Below are 25384 nucleotides of genomic sequence, written 5' to 3' on the forward strand. Positions count from 1 at the left end.
CAGGCGGTTCTTGGCCGTGCTCAGCGCAAGATGCCGGTGTGGCCGAGCGAGTACCGGCCGGGCTGTGGAAAGACCGCCAGGCCGTGTGGGCCTTTGCCGACCGGGATCCGGGCGAGCAGCTTGCCGTCGCTGAAGCGGATCGCGTACACGACCGCGTTGTACCGTCCGGATACCCACAGCACTTGGCCGTCCGGCGAGATCCCGCCCATGTCCGGGCTTCCGCCGCGGGGGATCTTGATCTTGCGGACCACCTTGGCGGTGACGAAGTCGAGCATCGAGATCGACCCCTCGCCGCGGTTGGTGATGATCAGGTACCGCGAGTTCCGGGTGACGTACAGCCCGTGCGCGCCGAGGCCGGTCGGGATGAACTTCAGGATCCGTACCGGCGGCTGCGCGGACAGGACCCAGAGGCCGTTGGTCATCATGTCCGCGACGTAGTAGAACCGTCCGTCCGGCGACAGCTTCACGTCCTGTGGCATCGGCGCGTGCATCCCGCGCTGTCCAGGTAACCGCAGTACCTGCAGGATCTTCTCCGCGGCGGTGTCCACGAGCAGCAGTTGCCCGGAGAACTCGCAGGACACCAGGAACGACGTACCGTCGGCTGAGAAGTCGGCGTGGTTCACTCCGGCGCACGGCACGGGTAAGACCTTCTGTACGGCCATCGTGTGCGGGTCACGGAAGACCAGTTGCTTGTCGTTGGACGCCATCACGACCGCGTGTTTGCCGTCCGGGGTGAAGTACAGGTTGTACGGGTCGTGGACGGCGACCGGCCGGCCGGGGAGCCCGGTGAGCGGGTTGATCGGGGTCAGCGTGTTGCCGAGGTCGTTGTTGACCCACAGTGTCTTCAGGTCCCACGACGGTACGACGTGTTGCGGTTCGCGCGCCGTTCGGAAGGTGCGGATCACCTTGTACGTGCGCGGGTCGATCTCGGTCACGGTGTTGCTGCCGCTGTTCGGGACGTAGATGCGGTACGGGTCCCGGCGGACGGCCGCGGCGAGCCGGCCCGGGCGGTCGGCGGCCCAGACGTCCTTCGGCGACAGCGGCAGCGGCATGCCCGGAAGCAAGTGCGGCTTGACCCGTGAAGCTGGTGCCGGAGGCGCGGTCGCCGATGGCGTGACCTTCGAAGGGCGAATCGACGGCTGCGCCGAACTCGGGACCACGGTGCCGGGCGCAGGCAGCTCGGCCGCGTGGCCACCGCCGGAGCAGGCGGTCGTCGTCAAGAGGAGGAGCGCGCACAGAGCGGGCCGAAGATTCATCGGAGTAGTGCAGTCAGGGTGACCGGCTCGAGCCGTCTGGCGGCGAGCTCGGACAGGATCCGCGGAAGGGCCGTGAGCGTCACCGGATGGCCGAGATGCAGGCTCACGATCGAGCCCGGGCGGACCGCACCCAGGACGGCCTTCACGACTGTCGCCGCGGGCGGGTCCTGCCAGTCCAGACCGTCGACGTCATACGACACACAGGTAGCGTATCCGGACGCGGCGGCCGCCGCTCTGATCAGAGGGGTCGTCTGCTGGGTCCCGGACGCGCGGAACCATTGGCCTTGGTGCTTCGCTGTACGGCGGAGAACGGCGGAGCAGTCACTGATTTCGCGACGAGCCTCGGCCGCGTCGAGTTGACGCATCGGCTTGTGGTGCATGGTGTGGTTGCCGAGATCATGCCCGCCCTTCAGGACCCGGGCCGCCATCTCCGGATGCGCGACCAGCCAGGTGCCGACGGCGAGGACGCTGATTTGGACACCGGCGCGTTCGACCAGGTTGAGCAGTGTGGTGGCCAGCGCCGGATCGCCGTTGCCGTGGAAGGTCAGCGCTACGCGAGGCACCGTGCGCGGTCCATGGCCGATCTCCACGGCCTCCGTCACTGGCGAGGTTGTCGATGAACCCGGGCCGGCGTGTGCCGTCGGCGAAATCGTCCGAGGGCCCACGGTCTCCGCCAGCACGGTCCGAGAGGTGTCCGGGTGAGCGGTCGGGGCGTCCTCGGCGGATTGTCCAGTCGTGCAGCCGGCCGTCGTGCCGGCGCCGATTGCCAGCAGGGCCGATGTGAGAACGACGCGGCGCTCGACAGGCATGTCCGTCAACGTATCGACGTCCGCCTGAGCGCCTGCTGAGCGTCGGACGAGCCGGTTGCGCCGCCGTCGGTGACGTCGGATCGCTCGGGGACCAGGAGCCGGAACCTGGTGGGCGATGACGACGCGAGGACCAGGCGGCCGCCGATCGACTCGGCGAGCTTCCGGGCCAGGGCGAGACCGATGCCGGAGCCCTGGTCGGTACCGGCGTGATTGCCACGGAGGAAGATGTCCGGAGTGTCGGCGGTGATGCTGCCTTCGTCCTCGACGTCGACGGCGGTCGTGGTGTCGAAGAGGTCGTGGGCCGTTACCCGGACGGTGCCTCGTCCGTGGGTCAGCGCGTTGTCGAGCAGCACGTCCAGGACCTGCCGGCAGTTGGCGAGCGGTACGGCGCGGCGTACGACTGCGTCCTCGCCGATGAACACGATGCGCCGGCCCTGCTCGGCGAAGAGACCATGCCATCGGCTCTCGGTCTCGCTGAACAGTCCGCTGATCGTGCCCAGCCGAACCTGCGGGCCGCCCGTGGGCAGGTGGGACAGCTGCAGCACGTCTTGGACGGTTCGCTGCAGTTCGTCGGTTTGGCGCAACGCCTCGTCGATCGTGTGGCGGGCGTCGACCGCCGGATCGGTCAGCGCCGTCTCGAGCGTCAGGCGGAGACCGGCCAGCGGCGTTCGCAGTTGATGCGCCGCGTCGGCGGCGAAATGCCGGGCGTGATCCAGCACCTGTGCCAGTCGTTCGACCATGGTGTTCTGGGCGTTGGCCAGCGTGTCCACTTCGGCGATGCCGCTGGGTTCGGCGCGGGCGGACAGCTCGCCGGCAGTGACGGCATCGGCGATGCGTGCCAACGACTCGAGTGGCGCGCTGAGTCGTTTCGCGTGCCAGCTGGCGACGCCGACGCCGATCAGCAGCGCGAAGACCGCGCCGCCGAGCACGGCCAGCCAGGCCAGGAGGATTCGGGACCAGACGCCGCTGATCGGCGACGAAGCGCGGACCACGCCGATCACCTGTTCGGACGATGCCACCGGTACGGCTACGACCAGGGACCCATCGGACTGTCCCTGGACGACCTTGCCCGCGAGGCCGGCCCGGGTGGGACCGTCGGCGACCTGCGGCCCGGTGCCTGCTCGCAACTTCAACGTCCGGTCGTAGACTGCGACCTGGCCGTCTGTGGTCGTCGCCGGAAGCTCGACAGGATCCCCACCGGCGAAGTCGGGCCCGACCTGGACGGCCGCGGCGAGGGCCGCACGTTCGAGTTCGGCGCGCTCGTCGGCGAAGAACGAGATGCGGATGCCGATCGCCAACGGCACCGCAACCAGGACCAGCGAGACCAGGACGGCCGCGAGGGCAACCCGGCTGACACGTCGCCGCATGCCACCATCATGAGGGCACAGAAGGCGGTCGGCGCAACGTTTTGCCGTCCTCTAACCTGTCTCGGATCGGTTGCTTACCCGGCGGTTCCTAGGGTCTGTGGAGTCGGTTCCCGCTCTCCTGAGGACGATCCATGAAGCTCTGGCCGGTAGTCACGCTCTCTCTCAGCACCGCCGTACTCATCACCTCCTGCGGTGGTGGAGGCTCGTCCGGTTCGGCCGGGTCACCTGCCGCGTCGTCGAACCAGCCGTCCAGTACGCCAACCGCGGCGCCATCGACGACCGCGCCGGCCACCAGCCGGTCGGCCGTCCAGCCGTCGACACCGGTCGCCACAGAGTCGAACCCGCCGGGTGACATCCCGGACAACCAAGCGTTCGTCGCGTTCCACGGCCAAGGTTTCACGGTGAAGGTTCCGGAAGGCTGGGCGCGTACCGTGACGCCTACCACGACATCCTTCACGGACAAACTGAACCGGATCGAGATCTCGCCGTCGGCAGCGCCGGCCGCACCGACGACGCAGTCGGCGAGCAGCACGGTGGTTCCGCAGCTGCGCCGTACCGTTCCGCAGTTCGCGATGGGCAAGGTCAGCGAGATCACCCGACCGGCCGGCCAGGTGGTGCTGGTCACGTACCAGGGCGACTCTGCGCAGGATCCGGTGACCGGCAAGGTGATCAGGGACGCCTTCGAGCGGTATCTCTTCTACCGGGCCGGCAAGCAGGTCGAGTTGACGCTGGCGGGACCGGTGAACGCGGACAACGTCGATCCGTGGAAGACCGTCTCCGACTCGTTCCGGTGGGCGTGATGGCCGACAACGTGTTGTGGTGCCACGATCTGTATCGCTTCTACCGCTCCGGCGACGAGGAAACGCTCGCGCTGCGTGGCGTGAGCCTGAGCGTCGCCCGCGGCGAGGTCGTCGCTGTCGTCGGTCCATCTGGTTCGGGCAAGTCGACCCTGCTCGCCTGCTTGGCGGGCCTGGACGAGCCGGACGGGGGAGCGGTCACAGTGGCAGGCGACCGGGTCAGCCATCGGCCCGAGGCCGAACGCGCGCGGCTCCGGAGCCGCCGGCTGGGGGTCGTTCTGCAGTCCGGGAACCTGATCACCCAGCTGACGGTGCGAGCGAACATCCAACTGGTTCAAGCCGGAGCCAAGGCAAGCCGGCCGAGCCCCGACGAGCTCCTCGAACAGGTCGGACTCCGCAACCGGGCGTCGGCCCTGCCCCGCGAACTGTCCGGCGGCGAGCTCGCCCGGGCTGGTCTTGCCGTGGCCGTGAGCAACAATCCTGATGTGCTGCTGGCCGACGAACCGACCGGAGAGCTCGACGGGCAAACCGAGCAGATCGTACTCGACCTGATCCGGATGCGGGCGCGCGACGGACGCGGGGTGCTGCTGGTGACACACAGCCCGGCGGTGACCGCGATCGCGGATCGCGTGATCGCGCTGTCCGACGGGAGGATCACGGCATGACGCTGGTTCGGTGCGTCGACGCCTCCAGGACGTTCGGGCAAGGTGATCAAGCGGTGGTCGCCGTTCACGGTTGCACCTGCGGGGTCGAGCCGGGCGCGCGGATCGCGATCACCGGCTCGTCGGGTTCCGGCAAGTCGACGTTGCTGCATCTGATGGCGGGCCTGGAGGCGCCGACGGGAGGCGTAGTCGAATGGCCTGAGCTCAGCGACCGTGCGGTTGAGCGGTCACGCGACATCGCCGTCGTCTTCCAAGGTCCGAGCCTGCTGCCGGCACTGACCGTCGAGGAGAATGTCGCCCTGGCCGCGGTACTCACCGGAACCGGCGAATCCGAGGCGGACCGGCGCGCCGCAGCCGCGATGGAGACCGTGGGCGTCGCCGCGTTGGCCGGTCAGCTCGCCGACACCTTGTCCGGCGGTCAGGCCCAGCGAGTGGCGATCGCCCGCGCCATCACGTTGCGACCGCGGCTGGTGCTTGCCGACGAACCGACCGGTCAGCTCGATGCGGAAACCGGTGAGCATGTTCTCGAGGTTCTGCTTGCGGCAGTCCACGAGACGGGTGCCGCTTTGGTTGTCACGACGCATGACCCGGTGGTGGCCGGGCGCCTCGGGGAACACTGGCGGATGGACGACGGCCGTCTCGTCGTACCGGCTCGGGAAGGTGTGTTGTGATGGTGCTCTGGCTGCTCGGCTTGATCCGCCGTCGTGCCTGGCGGCTGCTGGCGACCTCCGCGGGGATCGGGCTGTCGGTCGCTCTGATCGCGGCGATCGGAGCTTTTCTGACCTCCTCGAAGGCAACGATGACTGCTCGCGCCATCGCGACCGTCGCCGTCGACTGGCAGATCGAGGTGCAGCAGGGCAGCGATCCGGGAGCGGTGCTGGCGACCGCGCGCCAGACGCCGGGCGTGGCGACGGCGATGCCCGTCCAGTTCGGCCGTACGACGGGATTCGAGGCGGCAATCGCCGGCTCGACGCAGTCGACCGGACCCGGCGTGGTGCTCGGCATGCCGAACGGCTACCGATCCGCGTTCCCGGGCGAGGTACGACAGTTGACGGGGCGATCGGACGGTGTCCTGCTGGCACAGCAGACCGCGGCGAATCTGCACGCGGCACCGGGTGACACGATCCGGATCGGCCGGCCCGGCCTCCCGCCCGTTCCGGTCCGGGTGGACGGCGTGATCGACCTGCCGCAGGCGGACTCGCTGTTCCAGAAGGTCGGCGCACCGCCGCAGTCGCAGCCGTCGGCACCGCCCGACAACGTGGTGCTGATGCCGGCCGAGCGTTTCGACCGGCTGATGGGACCGATCGCCGCTGTGGATCCGGCGGCGATCACGACGCAGATCCATGTGCAGCGAAACGGTGAACTACCGCACGCGCCGGCCGCCGCCTACACCGCGGTCGTCGGCGCCGCCCACAATCTGGAGGCTGCGTCGGCGGGAGCAGCCGTTGTCGGGGACAATCTCGCGGCAGCGCTTGATGCGGCTCGCAGCGACGCGGCGTACGCACAGATCCTCTTCCTCTTCCTCGGCCTGCCGGGCGCGGTGCTCGCGGCGCTGCTCACGGCCGCGGTCGCTGGTTCCGGCGCGCTACGACGGCGGCGCGAACAGGCACTGCTGCGGGTCCGGGGTTTCGGCACCCGACGCGTGGTCGGACTCGCAGCGCTGGAAGCCGCGGTGATCGGGGTTCTGGGCGGTGTGCTCGGCGTGCTCGTCGCCGCGTTCGTCGGGCAGTCGGCCTTCGGCAGTACGTCCTTCGTGGCGGGCACGCGGTCGACGTTGCTCTGGTTCGGTATCGCATTTGTGGCCGGCCTGGCGATCGCCGGGACGACGGTCCTGCTCCCGACTGTGCGCGACCTACGCGGCAGCAGCGTGGTCACAGCGCGGCGCCAGGTCGACCTGGTACGCAGCCCGTTGTGGATGCGCCTCGGGCTCGACATAGTCTGCCTGGTCATCTCGCTCCTCGTGTTCCGTGCGTCCAGTAGCAACAACTACTCCCTGGTGCTGGCACCCGAAGGCGTGCCGACCATCTCGGTGTCGTACTGGGCCTTCTTCGGTCCTGCCCTGTTGTGGATCGGCGGCGCTTTGCTCCTGTGGCGGCTGGTCGCGCTGGCGCTTGCTCATGGGCGAGGTGTGCTGACCGTTCTGGTGCGGCCGTTGACCGGCCGGCTGGCCCGAACCACTGCCGCGAGCATGTCGCGGCAGCGTGTTCCGCTGGTGCGTTCCGTCGTTCTGTTGGCGTTGGCGATCTCGTTCGCTGTGTCGACGGCGACATTCAACGCCACCTACCGGCAGCAGGCGGAGGCAGACGCCGTGCTGACCAACGGGGCGGATGTCACGGTGACCGAGTCGCCCGGAGTTGTCGTCGGGCCGAATGCGGCGGCGACGTTGGCCACGGTTCCCGGAGTACGGCGGGTGGAGCCGCTCCAGCACCGTTTGGCGTACGTCGGGTCCGACTTGCAGGACTTCTACGGCGTCCGTCCGGACACCATCGCCGGTGCGACCGCTTTGCAGGACGCGTACTTTGCCGGTGGCACGGCACGTGGACTGCTCCAGCAGTTGGCGCAGCGGCCCGACTCGATCCTGGTCAGCGACGAGACCGTGAAGGACTTCCAGCTCGCACCAGGAGACCTGCTTCGCCTGCGACTGCAGGACAGCCGTACGAAGAGTTTCCGTACGGTCCCATTTCACTACGCGGGAATCGTCAAGGAGTTCCCGACCGCGCCGCGGGACAGCTTCTTCGTCGCGAACGCGGCGTACGTCGCCAAGGCGACCGGCAGCGATGCGATCGGTTCGTTCCTGCTGGACACCGGTGGCAAGAACCAGGCCGCGGTGGCGGCGGACGTCCGGCGCAAGCTCGGCGACTCGGCGAAGGTCACGGATCTGACCCAGGTCCGGGCCCAGGTCGGATCCAGCCTGACCTCGGTCGACCTGGCCGGCTTGACCCGGTTCGAGCTGTCGTTCGCGGTGCTGATCGCGGCCGGCGCCGGTGGGCTGGTGCTCGCGCTCGGCCTGGCCGAACGGCGCCGTACCTTTGCCATCGCGACTGTTCTCGGTGCCCGCAGGCAGCAGCTGCGCGGATTGGTCCTGAGTGAGGCGCTGGCGGTGCTGATCGGCGGTCTGATCGGTGGCGCGCTGGTGGCATGGGCCCTCGCGGGCATGCTCATCAAGGTGCTCACCGGCGTGTTCGATCCACCGCCGTCGACGGCCGCCGTGCCGTGGCCGTACCTGGCAACAACCTTGGTCGCCGCGGCCGCTGCCATCGCTGTCGGGGCGTTGGCGAGTGCGCGAGGCTCGACGCGGCCGGCGGTGGAGGAGCTGCGCGAGCTCTGATTCAGGTTGTCCTCAGCAACGGGGCCGTACGGTCGAAGGTGTGAAGGCCACGGCCGAAAGCACGGCAGTCGTCATCGTCGAGGACGACGATGCGATCGGCCGGCAGCTCGATCGTGCGCTGACCAGCAGCGGGTACCGAACCTTCTGGTCGCGCACCGGGCACGCCGGCCTCGTGGCCGCGCGCCAGGAACAGGCCGAAGTCGTCCTCCTGGACCTCGGCCTTCCCGATATCGACGGTGTCGACCTCGCCAGGCAGCTCCGCGCGGACCTTCCCGAGACGTTGTTGATGATGCTGACCGCACGGGGCGAGGAGATCGACATCGTGTCGGGCTTGGACGCCGGCGCCGACGACTACCTCGTCAAGCCGTTCAGCCTCACCGTGCTCCTGGCGCGACTGCGCGCCCATCTTCGGCGTCGTCCGGTCGACCGAGTCGAGGACGCCCTCCAGATCGGTGACCTCACGGTGGAGACGGCGGCCCGTCGCTGTGTCGTTGCAGGCTCGGAGCTGGCCTTGAGGCCGAAGGAGTACGAGTTGCTCGAAACGCTTGCGCTCAACGCCGGTACGGCGGTCTCGCGCGAGGACCTGATGGCCACCGTCTGGGACGAGAACTGGTTCGGCTCGACAAAGACACTGGACGTGACGATGGCGGCACTACGCCGACGGCTGGAGGCAGCACAGACCGCCGCACCGTCGCCGCGGCTGCCTACGGTATCGACCCTCCGCGGTCACGGATATCGTCTCGATCCACCGGCCGAGGATTGAGCCCGTTGTCTCGGCGGCGCCCGATGAGGTGGATCGCGGTCGCGAGCAGGCACAGCCAGGTCAGCGCCATCGTCCAGCCGGCTACGACGTCGGTTGCCCAGTGATACCCGAGGTAGACGCGGCTGAGTCCCATGGCGATGCTCAGGACCACCGCGATGACCGTACCGCCGATCTTGAGACCTCGTGCGGCGTGCGAGCGCCACAGCAGTCCTGCGAGCAGCAGGAAGAAGCAGGTACCGCTGAGCGTATGGCCGGACGGGAACGAGAAGCCGTTGATGATGGCTCCGAGCATGAAGCTCGAGTCCGGGCGGTGGCGGCCGATCACTAGTTTCAGGACGGAGGTCAGGATCGCCGAACCGGCCATTCCGGCAGCGAGAACGGCCGTCGGTCGCCAGCGCCGCGTCACGATTCTGAGGAGAACCGCGACGATCACCGTCGCCGCGGTCAGCACGGGGATCTCCCCGAAGAACGTGACCGCCTGCGCGACCTTGCTCAGTGCGGCGCTGCGATGGTCGAAAAAAGCCTGCGTGAGCTGGGGGTCGAACGCCGCGAGCCCGTCACCCTCGACGGCGGCGTCCGCCTGCAGGATGAACGCGATCGTCCCGACTACGGTCGCCAGCACACCGACCAACGTCCATCGCGACAGCTGGCTCACAACCTTCGATCGTCGGGAAGCGGCAGAATTCCGCGGTTCCATAGTGTCAGCCGCCATCGGGATCGAGGCGGTAACCCATGCCTCGGACAGTTTGGATGGCGTTGCGTTCGAACGGTGCGTCGAGCTTGAGCCGCAGGTAGCGGATGTAGACCTCGACGACGTTCGGGTCGCCCTCGAATCCGGGGTTCCAGACGTTCTCGAGGATCTGGGTCTTGCTGACGGTCTCGCCGCGGTGCCGCATCAGGAACTCGAGCAGGCCGTACTCGCGGTGGGTCAGCACGATCTCCTGGCCGGCCCGTTCGACCCGGCGCCGGACCGGGTTCAGGTGCAGGTCGCCCGCAATCAGCACCACGGGCCGTTCCGGTGCGCCGCGGCGGATCAGCGCGCGCAGCCGGGCGACCAGGACGATGAAGCTGAACGGCTTGGTCAGGTAGTCGTCGGCGCCGAGGTCGAACGCGTCGGTCTGGTCGTAGTCGCCGTCCTTCGCGGTCAGCATCAGCACCGGCGCCCAGACGCCACGTTCGCGAATCTGCTCGAGCACCTTGTACCCGTTCAGCTTCGGCAACATGATGTCGAGCACGATCACGTCGTACGGGTTCTCGGTCGCGGCCCGGACGGCGTCCTCGCCGTTGTGCACGACCTCGACCACGAAGCCTGCCTGTGTGAGGCCATGCCGGACGGTTTCGGCCAGCGCGACTTCGTCTTCGACCATCAACACCCGCATGCTGCAGTGTCTCGCACCTTTGCTGAGAGCAATCTGAATCAGCTCGGTCCCTCAGCTCCTGCTCAGCATGCCGTCGGTAGGTTCCTGGCATTCGTACTGATCGGGGATTCAGTTGGCGTACGCACGTGGCTTCGCGGTGCTGGCCTGGGCGGTCGGATTGCTGATCCTGGCTCCGTCCGGAGCGGATGCGGTCCCGAACAATGCGGTTGTCGTCCTCGGGGTCGGAGGTTTGCAATGGAGCGACGTGTCGGCGGATGTGACCCCGAACTTGTGGCGCTTGGTCGGAGAATCAGCCACGGCAGCGGTTTCGGTGCGTACGGCGCAAAGCACCAACTGTCCGGCGGACGCGTGGTTGACATTGAACACCGGCGTACGGAGTGCCGCTCCGCGGGGTGAGGACGGCAGGTGCCTCGGTGCCGGCGAAGTACTGTCGTCGCGCGGCATCGTCAGCGCGCCGCGATGGGCTGATATCGAAGCGCTGGGCGCCGGTTCGTCGTACAACCCGGAATTCGGCTTGCTGACAGCGAACGCGTATCGTCGCGGGTGTGCGCTGGCGGTAGGTCCTGGAGCGGGACTCGCGCTTGCCGATGCGCAGGGCCGGGTGGCGAGGTACGCGGCGCGGCTCGAGACCGCTGATCTGACGGCCTGTCCGCTGACCGTCGTCGACCTCGGGAATCTTCCGGCCGCGGCCGACCCGGCACGGGGACAGGCGCTGCGACGACTGGACGCGGCCATCGGCCAGGTGACGACGTCCGCGTCGGCAGCCGAGGTTCTCCTTGTAGGTATGGGCAATGAGCCTGTCCCTCATCTGCAGGCGCTCGTGGCGCACGGCGGCGACTACCGAACCGGCTGGCTCGACGCCAACTCGACCAGACACCCCGGGTTGGTCCAACTGACCGACGTCACCCCGACCGTGCTCGCCGGTCTGGGGGTCGCTACGCCGGAACGAGCTGTGGGCTCGGTACTGCGGGCTGCGCCCGGCGCGCCGCAGGATCGACCGGCGCTGGTGCGCGCCCTCGGGCACTTCGACCGCGCCGCTCAGACCATCGATCGCCACATCGTGGCGTTCTACTGGCTCGTGGCCGGCGGTGCCGTGCTCTCCAGCGGACTACTCATCGCTTTTCGTCGGCCGCTGTGGCTGATCCTGATCACAGCCTCGTTGCCGGTGGCATCGTTCCTGGCGAACCTGCTTCAGTGGTGGCGATCTTCCTCTCCTGGTCTCGGTCTGTGGGCCGGCGTGATCGGATGGGCGGCGGCGGTCGGGACCCTGGCCCGGCTCGGTCCGTGGCGGCGGCAGCGGTTTGGTCCGGCAGGTTTCGTGGCTGCGGTGACGGCGATCGTCCTGGCTGCCGACGTACTGACCGGGTCGCGTCTGCAACTGTCGAGTCTGTGGGGGCTGTCGCCCCTCGACGCCGGACGGTTCTACGGCTTCGGGAACGTCGCATTCGGCGCCTTCGCAATCGGTGTGTTGATCGCCAGCGTCTGGATCGGGAACCTGCTGATCCAGCGCGGACACCGCCGATGGGCCGTGCTGAGCGTCGCCGCAATCGGAGTGGTGGCCGTGGCAGTCGACGGGTGGCCGTCGTACGGAGCCGACTTCGGAGGAGTGCTCGGCCTGGTGCCTGGGATCGCTGTGCTGATCGCGGCGGTTGCCGGAATCCGGTTGCGAGCCCGGTGGCTGGTGGCAGTCGGTGCGATCGCGGTCGTCGCTGTCTCGGGGATCGCGGTCGTCGACTGGTTGCGGCCTGCAGGGAGCAGGTCGCACCTTGGGAACTTCGTCCAGCAGTTACTGGACGGCGGGGCCGGAAGCATCTTCGGCCGCAAGGTCGGAGCCAACGTGCACTCGTTCACGGATCGGCCGCTGTTGAGCATTCTCATCGCCGTGCTCGTGGTGCCGACCGCCGTGCTCGTTCTGCGGCCAGACCGGCTTGCGGTGGTGAAGGCGCGTCGGGTGTTCGCGGCCGAGCCGTTGCTGCGAGCCGGCATCGCGGCCTGTCTGGTGACCGCTGTGGTCGGCATGGCAGCCAATGACTCCGGTGTCATCGTGCTCGGTGTCTGCTACGCAGTCGCGGTTCCACTGCTCGTCCAGGCCTGGACCTTCGCGCCGACGGTCGTGGCGCAGCCCTCCACTCGAGTGACCGCGAGGAAGCCGGGTCCGTGACGCGCTGACGGCCTCGCCGGTCGCTAGCCGATCAAGCCGGCCTCCCCGGCGGCGCTCGGCGAAACCCAGGGACGAGGGTGGTGGCCGGATCGGCTCACCGGCACCGAGCCAGTGAGCCGATCCGGCCGGCCAAGACGGAACGGCAACCTTCTGCTATCAGCCCAGGGTCTTCAGCAGGGCTGCGATGGCAGTCTTCTCGGCGGTGGGGTTCTTGGTCTTGCGGACCGAGTTGAACAGTGCGTCGTTCTGGCCGTCGATGAAGTCCCAGGCCTTGCCGTCGAGCGGCTGGAGCTTGTCCTGGTCGTCGTCCCAGGCCTTCTCGTAGGCGTCGACGTCCTTGTTGAGTGTGGCCTGGTCGCCCTTCGCGAGCGCGGTGTCCATGCCCTTCACGAGGGTGCGGAAGTGCCTGACATCCGTGGTGGGGAAGTGCGCGAGCGCTTGCTGCGAGGTCAGGTGGACATTCGACTTCGGGGCCTCGCCCTCGCCTTCGGCGGCCGCGTTCGCGTGCGGTTGGGCCGAGGCCCAGTTCAGGAGGATGCCGGCGGCAACGGCTGCCGCGGTCATCACGCCGACCATCGGCCACTCGAGGTGTGGGCGGTGGTACTTCGACGTCCGGGCGCGGTCTTGGTGGTCCTCGATCACGTCGGATTTCGTCAGGGTCAGGTAGACGACCGTGGCGAGGATTGCGGCCAGGAAGATGATGCTGGTGACGAGCGTGCCGAGGCCGAGGCCCTGGTCTGGGACCTTGGGGGAGGCGAGCCAGTCGCCGAGGTTGGCGCCGAGCGGGCGGGTGAGGATGTAGGCGAGCCAGAACGCCAGTACCGGGTTGGCGCCCATCCGCCAGCAGGCCACGATGATCGCGATCAGGGCGAGCGGGAGGAGTACGGAGACGCCCGGGCTCCAGCCGGTCAGCTCGAGCGTCCAGTCGCCGGCCGCCGTTCCGAGTGCGAACGTGACGAGGACCGCGAGCCAGTAGAACGCCTCGCGCGGGCGGCTCACGATGCTGTGGATGGACAGCGTCCGTTCCCGGGCGTACCAGATCCCGAAAACGATCGCGAGTCCGACCGCGAACACCGAGGTGCTGATCCACAGCGGTACGCCGAGTTGGTCGGTGAGGATGTCGGTGTACAGCGTGCCGGTGACGCTGACGACCACGACGGTCAGCCAGTACGCCGCCGGCGTGTAGCGCGACGTCTTGAACTGCCAGACCAGGACGGCTGCGAAGACGACGGTGAAGATGACGGCGGTGGCCATCAGCCCGACGCCGAGCTGCATGTTGATCCAGTCCGCGAAACTCTCGCCGACCGTGGTGCACAGAATCTTGATGAGCCAGAACCAGATAGTTACCTCGGGCACCTTGTTCAGCAGCACCCGAGGTGCGGCTGTCCGGGATGCGGTGTCTGTAGTCATGTGGGCCAGGCTTGCGCACAGTACCTGCAGATAACCTGACTGTCGTCGGTCAGGCGCGTGGGAACCGGACTTCGAGATGCCCGCGGCCGTCAGCCACGGCGCGGACGGTGAGACCGGTCGCGGTGGCGATCCGGCGGACCACGGTGAGCCCGAGTCCGTGTCCGTCCGTGCGGCTGTGGCCTGGGGCAAAGGCCCGTTCGAGCTCGTCCTCCTGGAAGCCGGGGCCGTCGTCGAGTACGTGCACCAGGACGTCGTCGTCGGATGTCTCCGCCGTCAGCGACACGGTGCTCCGTGCGTGCCGGGCCGCGTTGTCGAGCAGCGGTGTCAGAACCGCGGTGACCACTTCCGTGGGTACAGCCACCTCGAGGTCGTGCGGTATGGCGAGGCTCACACTCCGGCCCTTGGCGATGTGCAGCAGGGCCGTCTCCAGGTGGCAGCTCGCGCCTCGGTGCTTCCGTGAGCGGGCGGCGTTGAGGATAACCATGACCGCGTTGCTGAGCCGATCGGTCTCGGTGAGAACCAGTTGCGGGTCGACCTTCGCTCCCGCCAGTTCAGCCAGCTGTGCCTCGCCACGCAGTACGGATATCGGTGTCCGCAGTTCGTGGGCGATCTCGTCGGTCAACCGGCGCTCGTCGGCAATGGTGTCCGAGACCCGGTCGAGCAGCCGGTCGAACGTCTGCGCGAGCTCGCCGAACTCGTCCCTCGGCGGTCCCATCCGGAACCGCCGCCCCGGGTCGTGGTCGCCCCACTCGTCGGCCAGCGCCGACATCCGCCGTACCACGCGCATGGCTCGGCTGACGCCGAGATATGCGACAACTGCGGACAAGACGACCACAAGAGCGCCCAGCACGAGCGACATCACCAGGCTCCGCTGCTCGGACCGTTCGTACGGCGTGAGATCCACCATCACGACGACGGTGACGCGATGACCCTGGACCGGCAGTGGCTCGCCGTACAGCAAGTAGTGGCCGATGGCCGCGAACTCCCGGCGCTCGGCCCGGCCGAGGCGATCAACGGTGTCGGCGGTGGGCGCGTGCAGCGTCCCATCCGCGAGCCGGCCGTCGGCGTACACCCAGGCGACGGTGTCGAACGCGTCGCCGGTGCCTTCGACCAGCTGGATCTTTCCGTCGATGACCTCGACCGTCGCGGCCACGGCCTCTGCCCGGGTCCGCGCCAGGGTGCGTGTGTCCGCTTCGGTCGCGCGGCTGAGCAGCACGTGGCTGAGCACCACCAGGACGGCGACGACCAGTGTCGCGGTCAACACTGCCAGCGATACGACCCGGGCGCGAAAACCGGTCAGTCCCATCGGTAACCGACTCCACGTACGGTCGCGACGCGGTCCGCGATTCCGAGCCGGTCGAGCTTCACCCGCAGCCGGCGCAGGTACGAGTCGAGCGTGTTCTCGCTGACGTACGCACCGTGCGGCCACCCGGCGGCGATCAGCGCGTGCCGCCGTACGACCTCACCCGGCATCGAGATCAGCCGCCCGAGCAGCCTGAACTCGGTCGGTGTCAGGGCCTCGCCGTCCGCGCCCCGCCGTACCTCGTGACTCGCTGGGTCGAGTACCACCTCGTCGACCGCTACCGCAACTGTGGTCCGACGGAGCAGAGCGCGGGTCCGGACGAGAAGTTCGCGGATGTCGAACGGCTTGGTCAGGTAGTCGTCGGCTCCGGCTTCGAACCCGCTGACCTTGTGATGCGTCTCGCCCAACGCGGTCAGCATCAACACGGGCGCGTCCACCCCGTGTGCTCGCAACGCCAGGCACACATCTCTGCCATCGGCGTCGGGAAGACCGATGTCGAGGATCACGACGTGCGGCGCCGGGTCCAGTTGCGCCAGCAACTCGGCACCGGTACCTGCGGCAAGCACCGAATGCCCGTCGCCTTCCAGCGCACGCCTCAGTACTCCGCGCAACGCGCGATCATCTTCACAGACAGCAACCATGGCCACATCAAGAACCGTACCGACCCGGTCGACTGTCGTACGCCGCTAGGTCGTTGTGGCAACCTCGTCCGTCTTGGCTCGGCGTTGAGCGACGCTCCCAAGACGCTCCAAAGGCGCGAAAGCCAGCCAGCACACCACGGTCGGCAGGAAATGGATGCCCAGCATCGCGGTGTTCGCTGCGTGGAAACCCAGGAAGAACAATGCCGCGAGCGACAGCTTGCGGCCTTTCAGCCAGAGCACTGCCGGCGACAACAGCTCGCCGATGAAGCCGATCCATTGCAGAATGTGCAGCAGCCACGGGTAGCCCAGCAGCCGTTCGCCGACCGGGTTCGGGCGTCGCACGATCGCCCAGGTCAGTACCGAACTGCCAGGCCACGTGAATGCCCATCCGGCGCTGCGGATTTTGGCGAGCGCGGACAGCGCGTACGTCGCGACGACGGCAATCTGAATGCACTTCACCGCCCAGCCGGCGACGTCGCTTGTCCGGAGGTCGCCGTACCGCGCCCGGCCGGCGGTAGGGAGGACCCATAGGGCCACGACCAGGGCAAGGTGGTCGTGGTCGACCTTGCCGTCGCTCATGCCGATCAGCACCCACCAGGTGAATGCAGGCGCGACGATCCAGCCGGCCAGCCGCGGGAGCCGGTTCGTCGCACCGACCAGGCACGCCACGATCAGGACGACGTACAGGATGTACGTGAGCGGCACACTTGGCCGCGGGAGCTCGAGGAGCCGAGCCAGAAACAGCGGCTGGTACAACTCCGGCGTCCGGCCCTTCTGCAGGGTGTCATTGACGAACGCGTGCATGTCGAGGATGACGAACAAGTAAAGGATCGTCCGCAACCAGGCGATCCGGGCGATCGGGACCGGCGGAAGGAACCAGTTCATCGGCGCACCGGCCAGACGGCCAGTATCTTCGAGGCCGGCGGGCCGGAGACCCGGCCGTCGATCAGCGTGGTGGTGTCGCGAATCAGCTCCAGCCGGACATACTGCGGCTTGTCCGGGTGCTTGTGCGCCCAGCCGTCCGCGACCGGCTGCAGCAGTGCGGGATCGGCGACGATCTCGCCGGTCCGGGCCTCGATCTCGGCTCGCCCGATACCCACACCGCCGCTGTCCAGCGGTACGTCGACCGTCGTGCCGGCATCGGTCAGCGCCGAGATCCGGATGTCGTCGATCGAGGTGTTGCCGGGCACGGACATCGCGTACTGCGACATCGGACCGAACGGCCACAGGTCGTCGGTGCCACGGACAGACCCGTGAATCAGCAACCCGACGCCGGCGAGGACTGCGACCAACCGGGCGACGCGTCCCTTCTTGCTCGCCCGAACCGCTGCCTGATCGACCACGGGGGTCATTACACACCAACCGCACGGTGTTTGCCGGAGGCACGATCGCGCTGCGCAGGACATGTCAACGAACCGCGGCTTATCAGGGTCGGCGCATCGTCATGGCCGCCAGCTGCTGAAGGGCCTCAGCTGACCGCGTTTCCGCGGGGGGCGGACGGGGACGAGAGGGTGGAGTTGAAGAGGCGGTTGTCGAGTTCGTTGAGGGCTAGGCGGACTGCGCCTAGTGCTACCGAGTCGGCGCCGAGGGTGGAGGCGCGGAGTTCGGGGACTCGGAGGCACAGGCGGGCCAGTTCGCGGTGGAGGGGTTCGAGGACGATGTCGGCGGAGCGGGAGAAGCCGCCGCCGTAGATGACGACCTGCGGGTCCAGCGTCAGGACCAGTGCCGCGGCCCCGACGGCAAGGTCCTTCACATACTTGGTGACCGCTGTCTTGGCGTTCTTGTCCCCGCGTCGGGCGGCGTCGAACACCCAGGCCGCGGCATCATCCGCGCTGACGCTTTCGGGTACGCCGGGACAGTTCTCGAGATGTGACGGCGCCGCGAGCCAGCGGACGTTCTTCAGGGCGCCGATCTCGCCGGCGGCCCCGCCGTGACCGCGCCGCAGCACCCCGTCGATGATCAGGCCGGCGCCGATCCGCATGCCCGCGAGCAGATAGACCACGTCGCTCGCGTCGCTGGCCGCGCCCTTCCACCGCTCGGCGAGCGCTGCCAGCTTGCAGTCGTTCTCGACCACGACCGGACAGCCGAAGGTCCGCGCGAGATGTGCGGCCAGGTCCACGTCCGCCCACCCGGGGATCGGCGTGAACAATCTCGTCCGGCCGGTGGCGTCGACCGGACCGCTGACACCGGCGGTCACCGCCCAGATCTCAGAGGCCGACAGACCCGTCGCGGCCAGGCTCTCGCGGATCACGTCATCCAAGGCGGCAAGACGCTGTTCCGGCTCGGCGTCTGCCGAGACGGTCCGGCGTTCGCTGTGTACGACTTCCCCGCTCAGGTCGGTCAACAGCAGCAGGACTTTGTGTACGCCGATGTCCAAGCCGATCACGTGTCCCGCCGTACTGCGGAACCGGTAGCGGCGGGCCGGCCGTCCGACGGTGCTGCTGGAGCCGGGCTCGATGACGGTCGCCCAGCCGCCGGCCACCAGGCTCTGCGCGATGACGTCGGCGGCAGGCCGGGACAGGCCGGTGCGCTGGGACAGCTCGGTGACAGTGGCGGGCGAGTTGTCCCGGAGCGCGCGCATGACGGTCAGCGAGTTCAGCTCGCGCAGCCCGGAGAGGTCTACGCCGGTGCCGGCGGCTTCTGTCACGGCGTCGTACCCTTCGACCTCGACCAATGGACGCCAATAATACTATGAAGTTTACAAATGCCCGGCGTCAGCTGATCGGGTAGGCGTGGCTCGCCTCGGAGTCGATCGCGCCACCGAAGTCGACCGGGCGGCCGTCGATCAGGAACGTGTAGCGGCCCGTCCGCTCGATCCGCGGGGCGGCGAGCAGGTACTCCGTCATCGCCTGCAGCTCGTCGCCGGTCAGCCATCCCACCGGATCCGACACGGCCCGGAAGCCGCAGATCGCGGCCAGGTCGCGAAGCCAGTGCTGCTGCTCGTCGGTCAGCAGGTTCAGCCGGCTCCGGAAGTAGACGACATCCGGGTCGACGTCGGCCAGCGGAGCGTGCCAGAGGCGGTGCAGCGTGTTGACGACCGCGTTGCGGGCCATCGCGTCGGACGGGTCGTCGGTGGCGTAGTTCTGCCACATCGGCGCGACGTCCGGCCCGCTGCGTAGCCCGTCGAGAATGCCGAGCGACGGGAGCAGGATGGCTCCGCTTCCCAGCAGGTACACGTCGTCGCCGGCCGTCCGGCGGATCAGGGCGAGGCCTTCGCGGTACGCCTCTTCGCGACCGCCGCCGTTCGCCCGTACGCCGGGAACCGCGGCCGCGTTGACGAAGTCGAGTTTGAGGTAGCGATAACCCCACTGATGGACCAGGCGATCGATCAGGTCCGCGAGATGGTCCTGGACCGCGGGCAGCGTGACGTCGAGGGCGTAGTACCCGGTTCCCCAGTTGTACCCGGCGACGACCGGGTCGCCCGCGGTGTCGCGCAGCAGCAGCTCGGAACGGTTGCGGGCCAGGTCGGAGTCCGGAAGCGCGATGAACGGCGCCACCCACAACCCCGGCGTCATCCCGCTGTCGGCGATCCGCTCCGACAGCGCTCGCATGCCGGACGGGAATTTCTGGTTGGGATGCCAGTCGCCGACCTCCCGCTCCCATCCGTCGTCGACCTGGACGACGTCGAACGGCAGCCCCCGTAGCGCCTTGATGTCCTTGTCCAGCTCTTGCTCGGTGATGTCCTCGTAGTAGGCGTACCAGGAGCACCACACGTTGCCGGCCCGGTTCTGCCCACGCCCTAGGTGCGTGGCGAGCTGCTCGACGTACGCGCCGAACACCTCCTGCTCGGTGCCGTAGGCAAGGAACCACGGGGCGCCACCGCTCTCGTACCAGCCGGCCAGCGTGTCGTGATCCGCGGTCAGCCGGGGGGTGCCGACACCCAGTGCGCCGAGCAGCAAGACGTTGCCGTCGGCACCTTGGATGGCGGCGACCGCCGACGAGTGGTGCCGGCACGGGTCGTCCCACGCGGCGTCGTCGGCCGTGACGCGGCGCCGGGCGTCGGCGATCCGCAACGGTGGCTCGGACAGCCGCCGCCAGCCGCAGGGGCTCCAGGAGTTCTGGCCGTGCCGGTAGAAGAGGCCGTCGCCGAGCCCGTGCAGCAGGGCGACGCGTCCCGCAGGCAGGATGATGCCCGTTCCGGCGGCGAGCGGGTCGCCCGGACCGTCGTACTGGAGTGCGAGAGTGCGTCCGGCCAGCTCGATGAGCGATGCCATGGATCTCCTTTTCAGGACGTCGTACGGCTACTTGAACAGGGCGTTCACTTGGTCGTTCGCCTTCTTCAAGGCCGTCGCCGAGTCGGTCTTGCCGAGCACCGCGGACTGGATCCCGTCCTGGACGAGCTGGGAGATCTCGTTGCCGTGCTCGCTGACCGGCAGGAAGAACGTACCGCCGGGCGCCTTCGCCTCGTCGATGAAGGCGCTGATGTCCTGCCCCTTCGCCCGGTGCGCCGCGGCCGCCTTCTCACTGGCCGACGTGATCGCGGGGAACACCACACCGTTGCTCCCGACAATGTTCTGGCAGTCGGCGGATCCCAGGTACTTGACCCACTTCCAGGCCTCGTCCTTGTGCTCGGTGCCGGCGAAGATCGCGTCCGAGAGACCGTTGATCGCGGTCTTGCGGCCCTCCGGCCCGACCGGCAGCGGGCTGAACGCGAACTTGCTCTTCGCGTCCGGGCCGAGGTAGGTGTTGATCATCCACGAGCCCGCGAACGTGATCGCGCCCTTCCCGGCCGTCATCAGCGCGTCCCGGGACAATGTGGACGCCTTGTCGAGCGGTGGCGCGTAGCCCTTGGCAATCAGCGACTTGAACCAGTCGATGGTCTGCGCCAGCTTCGGGTCGTCGTACTTGTACTGCGTTCCCCACGGGTTCTTGTCCAAGTAGCTGAACCCGTTGCTGACGGCAAGGTTTCCCCAGCCGTTCTGCCCTTGCGAGCCGTCGGCCCACTCCGGCAGGAACCCGAAGACCTTGACCTTGGTCTTGTCGAACGCCGGGTCGAGCCCGTTGTGTCCCTTCTCGTCGACGGTCGCCTTCGCGATCAGCTGCTCGAAGGTGCCGCCGTCGGCCGGGTTCCAGGTCAGGTTCGCGAGTGCCTTCGCGTCGATCCCTTGCGCCTTCAGGTACGCCGTGTTGTAGACGAGCGCCATCGTGTCCCAGTCCTTCGGGAGGCCGTACCGCTTGCCGTCCTTGACGTACATGTCGGCCAGCCCGGCCTGGTACTGGCTCAGGTCGACCTTGTCCTGGTCGACGTACGGCTGGATGTCGAGGATCTGGTTGCTGGTCACGAACTGCGGGTAGTACGAGGCCTGGTCGGTCCACACGTCGGGCGCGTCTCCGGCGGCCAGCTGGGTGGTCAGGTTCTGCCAGTACTGCGCCCACGCGGTCTGCGTGATCTTGATCGTGATGTCGGGGTTCGCGCTGTGGAACGCGTCCGCGCAGGCCTGGTACGACGCCTTCTGGTTGTCGTCCCAGAGCCAGTAGTCGAGGGTGACGGCTTTCCCGGAGCCGGACCCGCCGGAGCTGCCGGAGCTGCAACCGGTCAGCGCGGCCAGGGCCAGCGCCAACGAGGCCGCGCCGGTCTTCAGGATGTGTTTCATGACCCCTCCAAGGGTTCGTCGCCGTTCAGGCGGGAGTTACTTGCCACCGGTGAAGCTGAGCGATTGCACCAGCCGTTTACCGAGGAAGATCAGCAGCAGAAGCACCGGAACCACGGACAGGGTGGACGCGGCCATCAGGCCGGTCCAGTCGGGCTGGGTGTTGGGGGACTGCTGCAGGAAGACGCCGAGTGCCACCGTGACGAGCCGGTGCTCCTCACCGCGACCGACCAGCAGCGGCCAGAGGAAGTCCTTCCACGCCCAGACGGTCGTGGTCAGCGCGATCGTGATCAGCGGACCGCGGCTCATCGGCATCGCGACGCGCCAGAACAGGCCCCAGGCGCCGGCGCCGTCGAGGATCGCGGCCTCCTCGACCTCGCGCGGGATCGAGAGGAAGAACTGCCGCAGGAAGAACACCGCGAACGGCGTCATCAAGATGCTCGGGGCAACCATTCCGGCCATCGTGTTGATCCAGCCGAGCTGCTTGACCAGCACGAAGTTCGGCAGCAGCGTGAAGATCGGCGGCACCATCAACGCGGAGACCAGCAGCGTGAAGGTGAGGTCGCGGCCGGGGAACCGCAGCCGGGCGAAGGCGTAGCCGGCCAGCGCGCACAGGAAGGTCTGCACGAAGGCGATCAGACCGCAGTAGATCACCGAGTTCATCAGGTACCGGGCGAAGTCGAGGTGTGCGCCCGAGCCACCCGCCGCTCGGGCTTCCGCCTCGGTGGTCAGCCCGAGCACCCGGGTGAAGTTGATCAGCGTCGGGTGCGCGGGCAACAACGAGCTGTTGTCGCCGAACAGCTCTGCCGCCGGCGTGATCGCGGTCCGCACCATCCAGTAGAACGGAAACAGCGTGACGACCAGGAAGACGATCAGCAGGGCCCAAGCAACCGCCCGGCCGGGACTTGTTTTCCTGAGACGCCCGTGGGATTCCATGGCTAGCAGGCCTTTCATGCCAGGTCCGACCGCGAAGCACGGAGCAGCCGCAGTTGGAGGAACGTGAACACGCCGAGGATCAAGGCCAGGAAGACGGCCGCGGCCGCGGCGTAGCCCATGTGGAAGTACGTGAACGCCTGCTGGTAGATGTAGAAGTAGATGACCCGGGTCGCGGACACGGGGCCGCCCTTCGTGGTCACCGCGACGGTGTCGAAGATCTGGAACGAACCGATCAGCGACACCACGAGCACCAGCGCGAGCACCGGCCGCAGCAGCGGCACCGTGATCCGCGCGAACATCCGTACTTCTCCCGCGCCGTCGATCGCGGCGCTCTCGTACAGGTGCTGCGGTATCTGGAGCATCCCGGCGTACAGCAGGAGCGCGGTGTAACCCGTGTAGGCCCAGGTGTTGATGCCGGCCACGGTCGGCATCGCCCAGTGCGCATCGGTGAAGAACCCGACCGGTCCGAGACCGATCGCGTGCAGCAGGTGGTTGACCAGGCCGAGGTTCGTGTCCAGTAACCACATCCAGAGCAGCCCGATCGTCACGTTCGGAACCAGCCACGGGACGAGCAGGGTTGCCCTGAGCACCACCGACCGGGTCAACCGGTGCATCAGAGCGGCGAGCCCGAGCGCGAGGATCGTCTGCGAGGCGATGTTCAGTACGACGTAGTACGCCGTCACCAGCAGCGAGCTCCAGAACTGTCCGTCAGCGACGAGATCGGTGTAGTTCTTGGCGCCGACGAAGCCGGGCGAGCCGAGCATCGTGTAGTCGGTGAGCGAGTACCACGCACCGCGGATCGCCGGATAGGCGTAGAAGACCGCGAATCCGACCAGTACCGGAGCGACGAACCACCATGCGACCCGTCGGTCGTCCTGCTTGCTGACCCTGGCCATGCGCGTCCTTCGATCGGCGGTGCCGGTGAGCTCTTGCTCTCTCGGCCGTTCGGGATTAATGATGTAGACATTCAGAAGTTTGTCAACAGTGCATCGTAATAAGCGCTCCCGAACCGCCCAGAAGGGAACCCCATGAGCCCACGACTGCGCGGTCGCCGCCTGTTGGCGGCACTTGTCGCTGTTGCTGTGGTCGGCCTTGCCGGCCTGTACGGATCACCCGCGACGGCAGCTCCCGCCGGGCCGCCGCCCCGGCCCGCACCGCCGGCCGCGCCGGACCCCTCGCTGCAGGCGCACGCGCTGCAGTCCGCCGACGGCCCGCTGGACAATCCGCTCAAGGGGTTCGCGCGGTTCTACTCGCCGGGCGCGAATCAGAACACCGGCTATCCGCATTCGCTGACCTGGGGCTACTTCGGTCTGTCGGAGGTGATGACGAACCCCGGCAACTGCGGCAGTTACGACTGGTCGATCGTCGACAACATGCTCAACGAGACCGCGAGCAACGGCAACCAGGCGGCGATCCGCTTCTACATGGTTTATCCCGGCGGTACCGGCACCCATCCGGCCAATGCGATCCCGTCGTGCTTCGACGGCCATGTCGGCTACCGCTCGGACACCTACTGGAACGTCACCGAGCCCGACTACGACAGCCCGTACCTGGTGGCCGCGCTGAAGAACTTCATCGCCGCGTTCGGCGCCCGCTACGACGGTGACCCGCGGCTCGGGTTCGTTCACCTCGGCCTGATCGGACTCTGGGGCGAGTGGCACACCTGGCCGTACGACACCGACACCTCCGACGGGCGGCCGAACTACATGCCCACCGACGCCAACGGCGCGCAGATCATCAGCGCCTACGACAGCGCGTTCGCGAAGACCAAGTTGGAGATCCGTTATCCGGATGCGGCCGGCGCAGCGGCCACCAGCCGTGACATCGGCTACCACGACGACTCGTTCTGCTACCGCGAAGGCTCGCCGCTCGCCGGTGTGACGCTGCCGCAGTCGCTGGGCGGAGCGTCGTACGCCCAACTGCAGCGCAACCTCGACACCGGCACCGAGAACAAGTGGGTCACCGACTCGATGGGCGGTGAGGTCCGGCCGGAGATCCAGTCGACAGCTTTCGACAACTGGCCTGGGGGATCGGGTGCCGTCGACAACATGAAGGCGTGCATCGAACTTGAGCACACGACGTGGAAGATCAACGAACAGTCGGCGGGCTACTCACCGACCAATGCCAACGTCGGCGCCGCGGTGCGGCTGATGGGCTACAACCTCACCGTCAACAACGCTTATTACAAGGATGCCGCGAGCGGCAGCACGACTGTTGGCGTGCAGATCAGTAACACGGGTGTCGCGCCGTTCTACTATCCGTGGACAGTGACCCTGGGCCTGAAGAATTCCTCCGGCGCCGTCGTACGGACCTGGGACACCAGCTGGGATCTCCGCACGGTCCAGCCACTGAGCATCCGTGCCTTCCCGGACTGGAACGTCGGCTCCGATCCGACCTACCGCAACTTCGGCTATCCGCAGTATTTCCAGACACCGGTCAGCCTGGCCTCGGTTGCGCAGGGCAACTACCAATGGGTGCTCCGGGTGAAGAATCCGCTCGAGACGATCTCGGTCAACGCCAAGAAATTCAGGTTCGCCAACGCGGCCCAGAATGCCGACGGCTGGCTCAACCTGGGCGCTGTCAGTGTCGGGGCCTCGACCGGCGGGAAGGTCAGCTACGAGGCCGAGGCAGCGGGCAACACGCTGGCCGGCGGCGCCGTGGTGGCCGCGTGCACCGCCTGCTCGGGCGGATCGAAGGTCGGCTACATCGGCAACAACTCGGGCACCCTCGCCATCAACGGCGTCGACGGAGCGAGTGGCGGCGCGAAGACGATCACCATCTACTACGCCTCGGCCGTCGCCCGCACCGCGGTCGTCAACGGGCAGTCGGTCAGCTTCCCGGCCACCGCTGACTGGAACACCGTCGGTTCCGTGACTATCACCCGCACCCTCAATCCCGGAACCGCCAACGCCATCACCTTCTCGAACCCGACCGGCTGGGCACCCGACATCGACTGCATCACCGTGGAATGATCCTGAACC

At 67.8% G+C, this 25384-nt stretch carries 22 protein-coding genes; 7 read left to right on the plus strand and 15 right to left on the minus strand.

Translation table 11 applies throughout. The features are described 5' to 3' along the window. Window positions 1-20 precede the first annotated feature (20 nt). The 3 genes from FB475_RS22475 to FB475_RS22485 all read right to left on the minus strand — a co-directional run bounded on the left by FB475_RS22475 (window position 21) and on the right by FB475_RS22485 (window position 3432). Window positions 21-1052, minus strand: coding sequence for a YncE family protein (locus tag FB475_RS22475; RefSeq protein ID WP_141858548.1), 1032 nt, complete (start codon window positions 1050-1052; stop codon window positions 21-23). A gap of 200 nt (window positions 1053-1252) precedes the next feature. Next, a complete protein-coding gene (locus tag FB475_RS22480) occupies window positions 1253-1819 on the minus strand; it encodes a polysaccharide deacetylase family protein (protein ID WP_202878473.1) in 567 nt (188 codons plus the stop codon). Window positions 1820-2070: 251 nt separating this feature from the next. After that, complete coding sequence (locus FB475_RS22485; protein ID WP_141858550.1) at window positions 2071-3432, minus strand: sensor histidine kinase; 1362 nt, start codon at window positions 3430-3432, stop codon at window positions 2071-2073. A 131-nt stretch (window positions 3433-3563) separates the two neighbouring features. On the opposite strand from FB475_RS22485, the gene FB475_RS22490 reads away from it, so the two are divergent. The 5 genes from FB475_RS22490 to FB475_RS22510 are packed head-to-tail and all read left to right on the plus strand — an operon-like array spanning window position 3564 to window position 8982. After that, a complete protein-coding gene (locus tag FB475_RS22490; RefSeq protein ID WP_141858551.1) occupies window positions 3564-4232 on the plus strand; it encodes a cyclin family protein in 669 nt (222 codons plus the stop codon). Further along, window positions 4196-4894 (plus strand): ABC transporter ATP-binding protein, encoded by a 699-nt coding sequence (locus FB475_RS22495; protein ID WP_238332342.1) that lies wholly within the window; start codon window positions 4196-4198, stop codon window positions 4892-4894. Before FB475_RS22490 ends, FB475_RS22495 begins: the two co-directional genes overlap by 37 nt. Then, complete coding sequence (locus FB475_RS22500; RefSeq protein ID WP_141858552.1) at window positions 4891-5562, plus strand: ABC transporter ATP-binding protein; 672 nt, start codon at window positions 4891-4893, stop codon at window positions 5560-5562. Before FB475_RS22495 ends, FB475_RS22500 begins: the two co-directional genes overlap by 4 nt. Beyond that, window positions 5562-8219: an ABC transporter permease gene (locus tag FB475_RS22505; RefSeq protein WP_141858553.1), complete on the plus strand. Its 2658-nt coding sequence runs from the start codon at window positions 5562-5564 to the stop codon at window positions 8217-8219. Before FB475_RS22500 ends, FB475_RS22505 begins: the two co-directional genes overlap by 1 nt. Before the next feature lie 40 nt (window positions 8220-8259). Further along, window positions 8260-8982 carry a response regulator transcription factor gene (locus FB475_RS22510; RefSeq protein WP_141858554.1) on the plus strand — a complete coding sequence of 241 codons (723 nt, stop codon included), beginning with the start codon at window positions 8260-8262 and terminating at the stop codon, window positions 8980-8982. Here FB475_RS22510 and FB475_RS22515 read toward each other — a convergent pair. Next, complete coding sequence (locus FB475_RS22515) at window positions 8924-9637, minus strand: phosphatase PAP2 family protein (RefSeq protein ID WP_185759397.1); 714 nt, start codon at window positions 9635-9637, stop codon at window positions 8924-8926. The two genes, FB475_RS22510 and FB475_RS22515, sit on opposite strands and share 59 nt — an antisense overlap. 46 nt (window positions 9638-9683) lie before the next feature. Beyond that, entirely contained in the window at window positions 9684-10361 is a 678-nt protein-coding gene (locus FB475_RS22520; protein WP_141858556.1) for a response regulator transcription factor, read from the minus strand. Between the two features lie 112 nt (window positions 10362-10473). Here FB475_RS22520 and FB475_RS22525 point away from each other — a divergent pair, with 112 nt between their 5' ends. Then, a complete protein-coding gene (locus tag FB475_RS22525) occupies window positions 10474-12522 on the plus strand; it encodes a hypothetical protein (RefSeq protein ID WP_141858557.1) in 2049 nt (682 codons plus the stop codon). A 156-nt stretch (window positions 12523-12678) separates the two neighbouring features. Here FB475_RS22525 and FB475_RS22530 read toward each other — a convergent pair whose 3' ends face one another. From FB475_RS22530 to FB475_RS22575, 10 genes are all read right to left on the minus strand, one after another. Further along, complete coding sequence (locus FB475_RS22530) at window positions 12679-13932, minus strand: COG4705 family protein (protein ID WP_141858558.1); 1254 nt, start codon at window positions 13930-13932, stop codon at window positions 12679-12681. A 49-nt stretch (window positions 13933-13981) separates the two neighbouring features. Continuing rightward, window positions 13982-15238: a sensor histidine kinase gene (locus FB475_RS22535; protein ID WP_141858559.1), complete on the minus strand. Its 1257-nt coding sequence runs from the start codon at window positions 15236-15238 to the stop codon at window positions 13982-13984. Then, on the minus strand, window positions 15229-15876 hold the full coding sequence (locus FB475_RS22540; protein WP_238332460.1) for a response regulator transcription factor: 648 nt from the start codon (window positions 15874-15876) through the stop codon (window positions 15229-15231). Before FB475_RS22540 ends, FB475_RS22535 begins: the two co-directional genes overlap by 10 nt. A 45-nt stretch (window positions 15877-15921) precedes the next feature. Then, window positions 15922-16761 (minus strand): HTTM domain-containing protein, encoded by an 840-nt coding sequence (locus FB475_RS22545; protein ID WP_141858561.1) that lies wholly within the window; start codon window positions 16759-16761, stop codon window positions 15922-15924. After that, a complete protein-coding gene (locus FB475_RS22550) occupies window positions 16758-17219 on the minus strand; it encodes a hypothetical protein (RefSeq protein WP_238332343.1) in 462 nt (153 codons plus the stop codon). The genes FB475_RS22545 and FB475_RS22550 overlap by 4 nt, the downstream gene beginning before the upstream one ends. Window positions 17220-17344: 125 nt before the next feature. Further along, the gene (locus tag FB475_RS22555; RefSeq protein WP_238332344.1) at window positions 17345-18550 is read right to left on the minus strand and encodes an ROK family transcriptional regulator; all 1206 of its coding nucleotides are present in this window, start codon (window positions 18548-18550) and stop codon (window positions 17345-17347) included. Between the two features lie 40 nt (window positions 18551-18590). After that, window positions 18591-20090, minus strand: a complete 1500-nt coding sequence (locus tag FB475_RS22560) for a glycoside hydrolase family 36 protein (RefSeq protein WP_141858563.1) — start codon at window positions 20088-20090, stop codon at window positions 18591-18593. Between the two features lie 27 nt (window positions 20091-20117). Then, window positions 20118-21470 (minus strand): ABC transporter substrate-binding protein, encoded by a 1353-nt coding sequence (locus FB475_RS22565; protein ID WP_141858564.1) that lies wholly within the window; start codon window positions 21468-21470, stop codon window positions 20118-20120. A gap of 36 nt (window positions 21471-21506) precedes the next feature. Then, window positions 21507-22421 (minus strand): carbohydrate ABC transporter permease, encoded by a 915-nt coding sequence (locus FB475_RS22570; RefSeq protein WP_238332345.1) that lies wholly within the window; start codon window positions 22419-22421, stop codon window positions 21507-21509. Then, window positions 22418-23299, minus strand: coding sequence for a carbohydrate ABC transporter permease (locus tag FB475_RS22575; protein WP_141858565.1), 882 nt, complete (start codon window positions 23297-23299; stop codon window positions 22418-22420). The genes FB475_RS22570 and FB475_RS22575 overlap by 4 nt, the downstream gene beginning before the upstream one ends. Before the next feature lie 132 nt (window positions 23300-23431). Here FB475_RS22575 and FB475_RS22580 point away from each other — a divergent pair, with 132 nt between their 5' ends. Beyond that, the gene (locus FB475_RS22580) at window positions 23432-25375 is read left to right on the plus strand and encodes a DUF4832 domain-containing protein (protein WP_141858566.1); all 1944 of its coding nucleotides are present in this window, start codon (window positions 23432-23434) and stop codon (window positions 25373-25375) included. Window positions 25376-25384: the final 9 nt, after the last annotated feature.

It is taken from the genome of Kribbella jejuensis (assembly GCF_006715085.1).
Taxonomy (GTDB): Bacteria; Actinomycetota; Actinomycetes; order Propionibacteriales; family Kribbellaceae; genus Kribbella; species Kribbella jejuensis.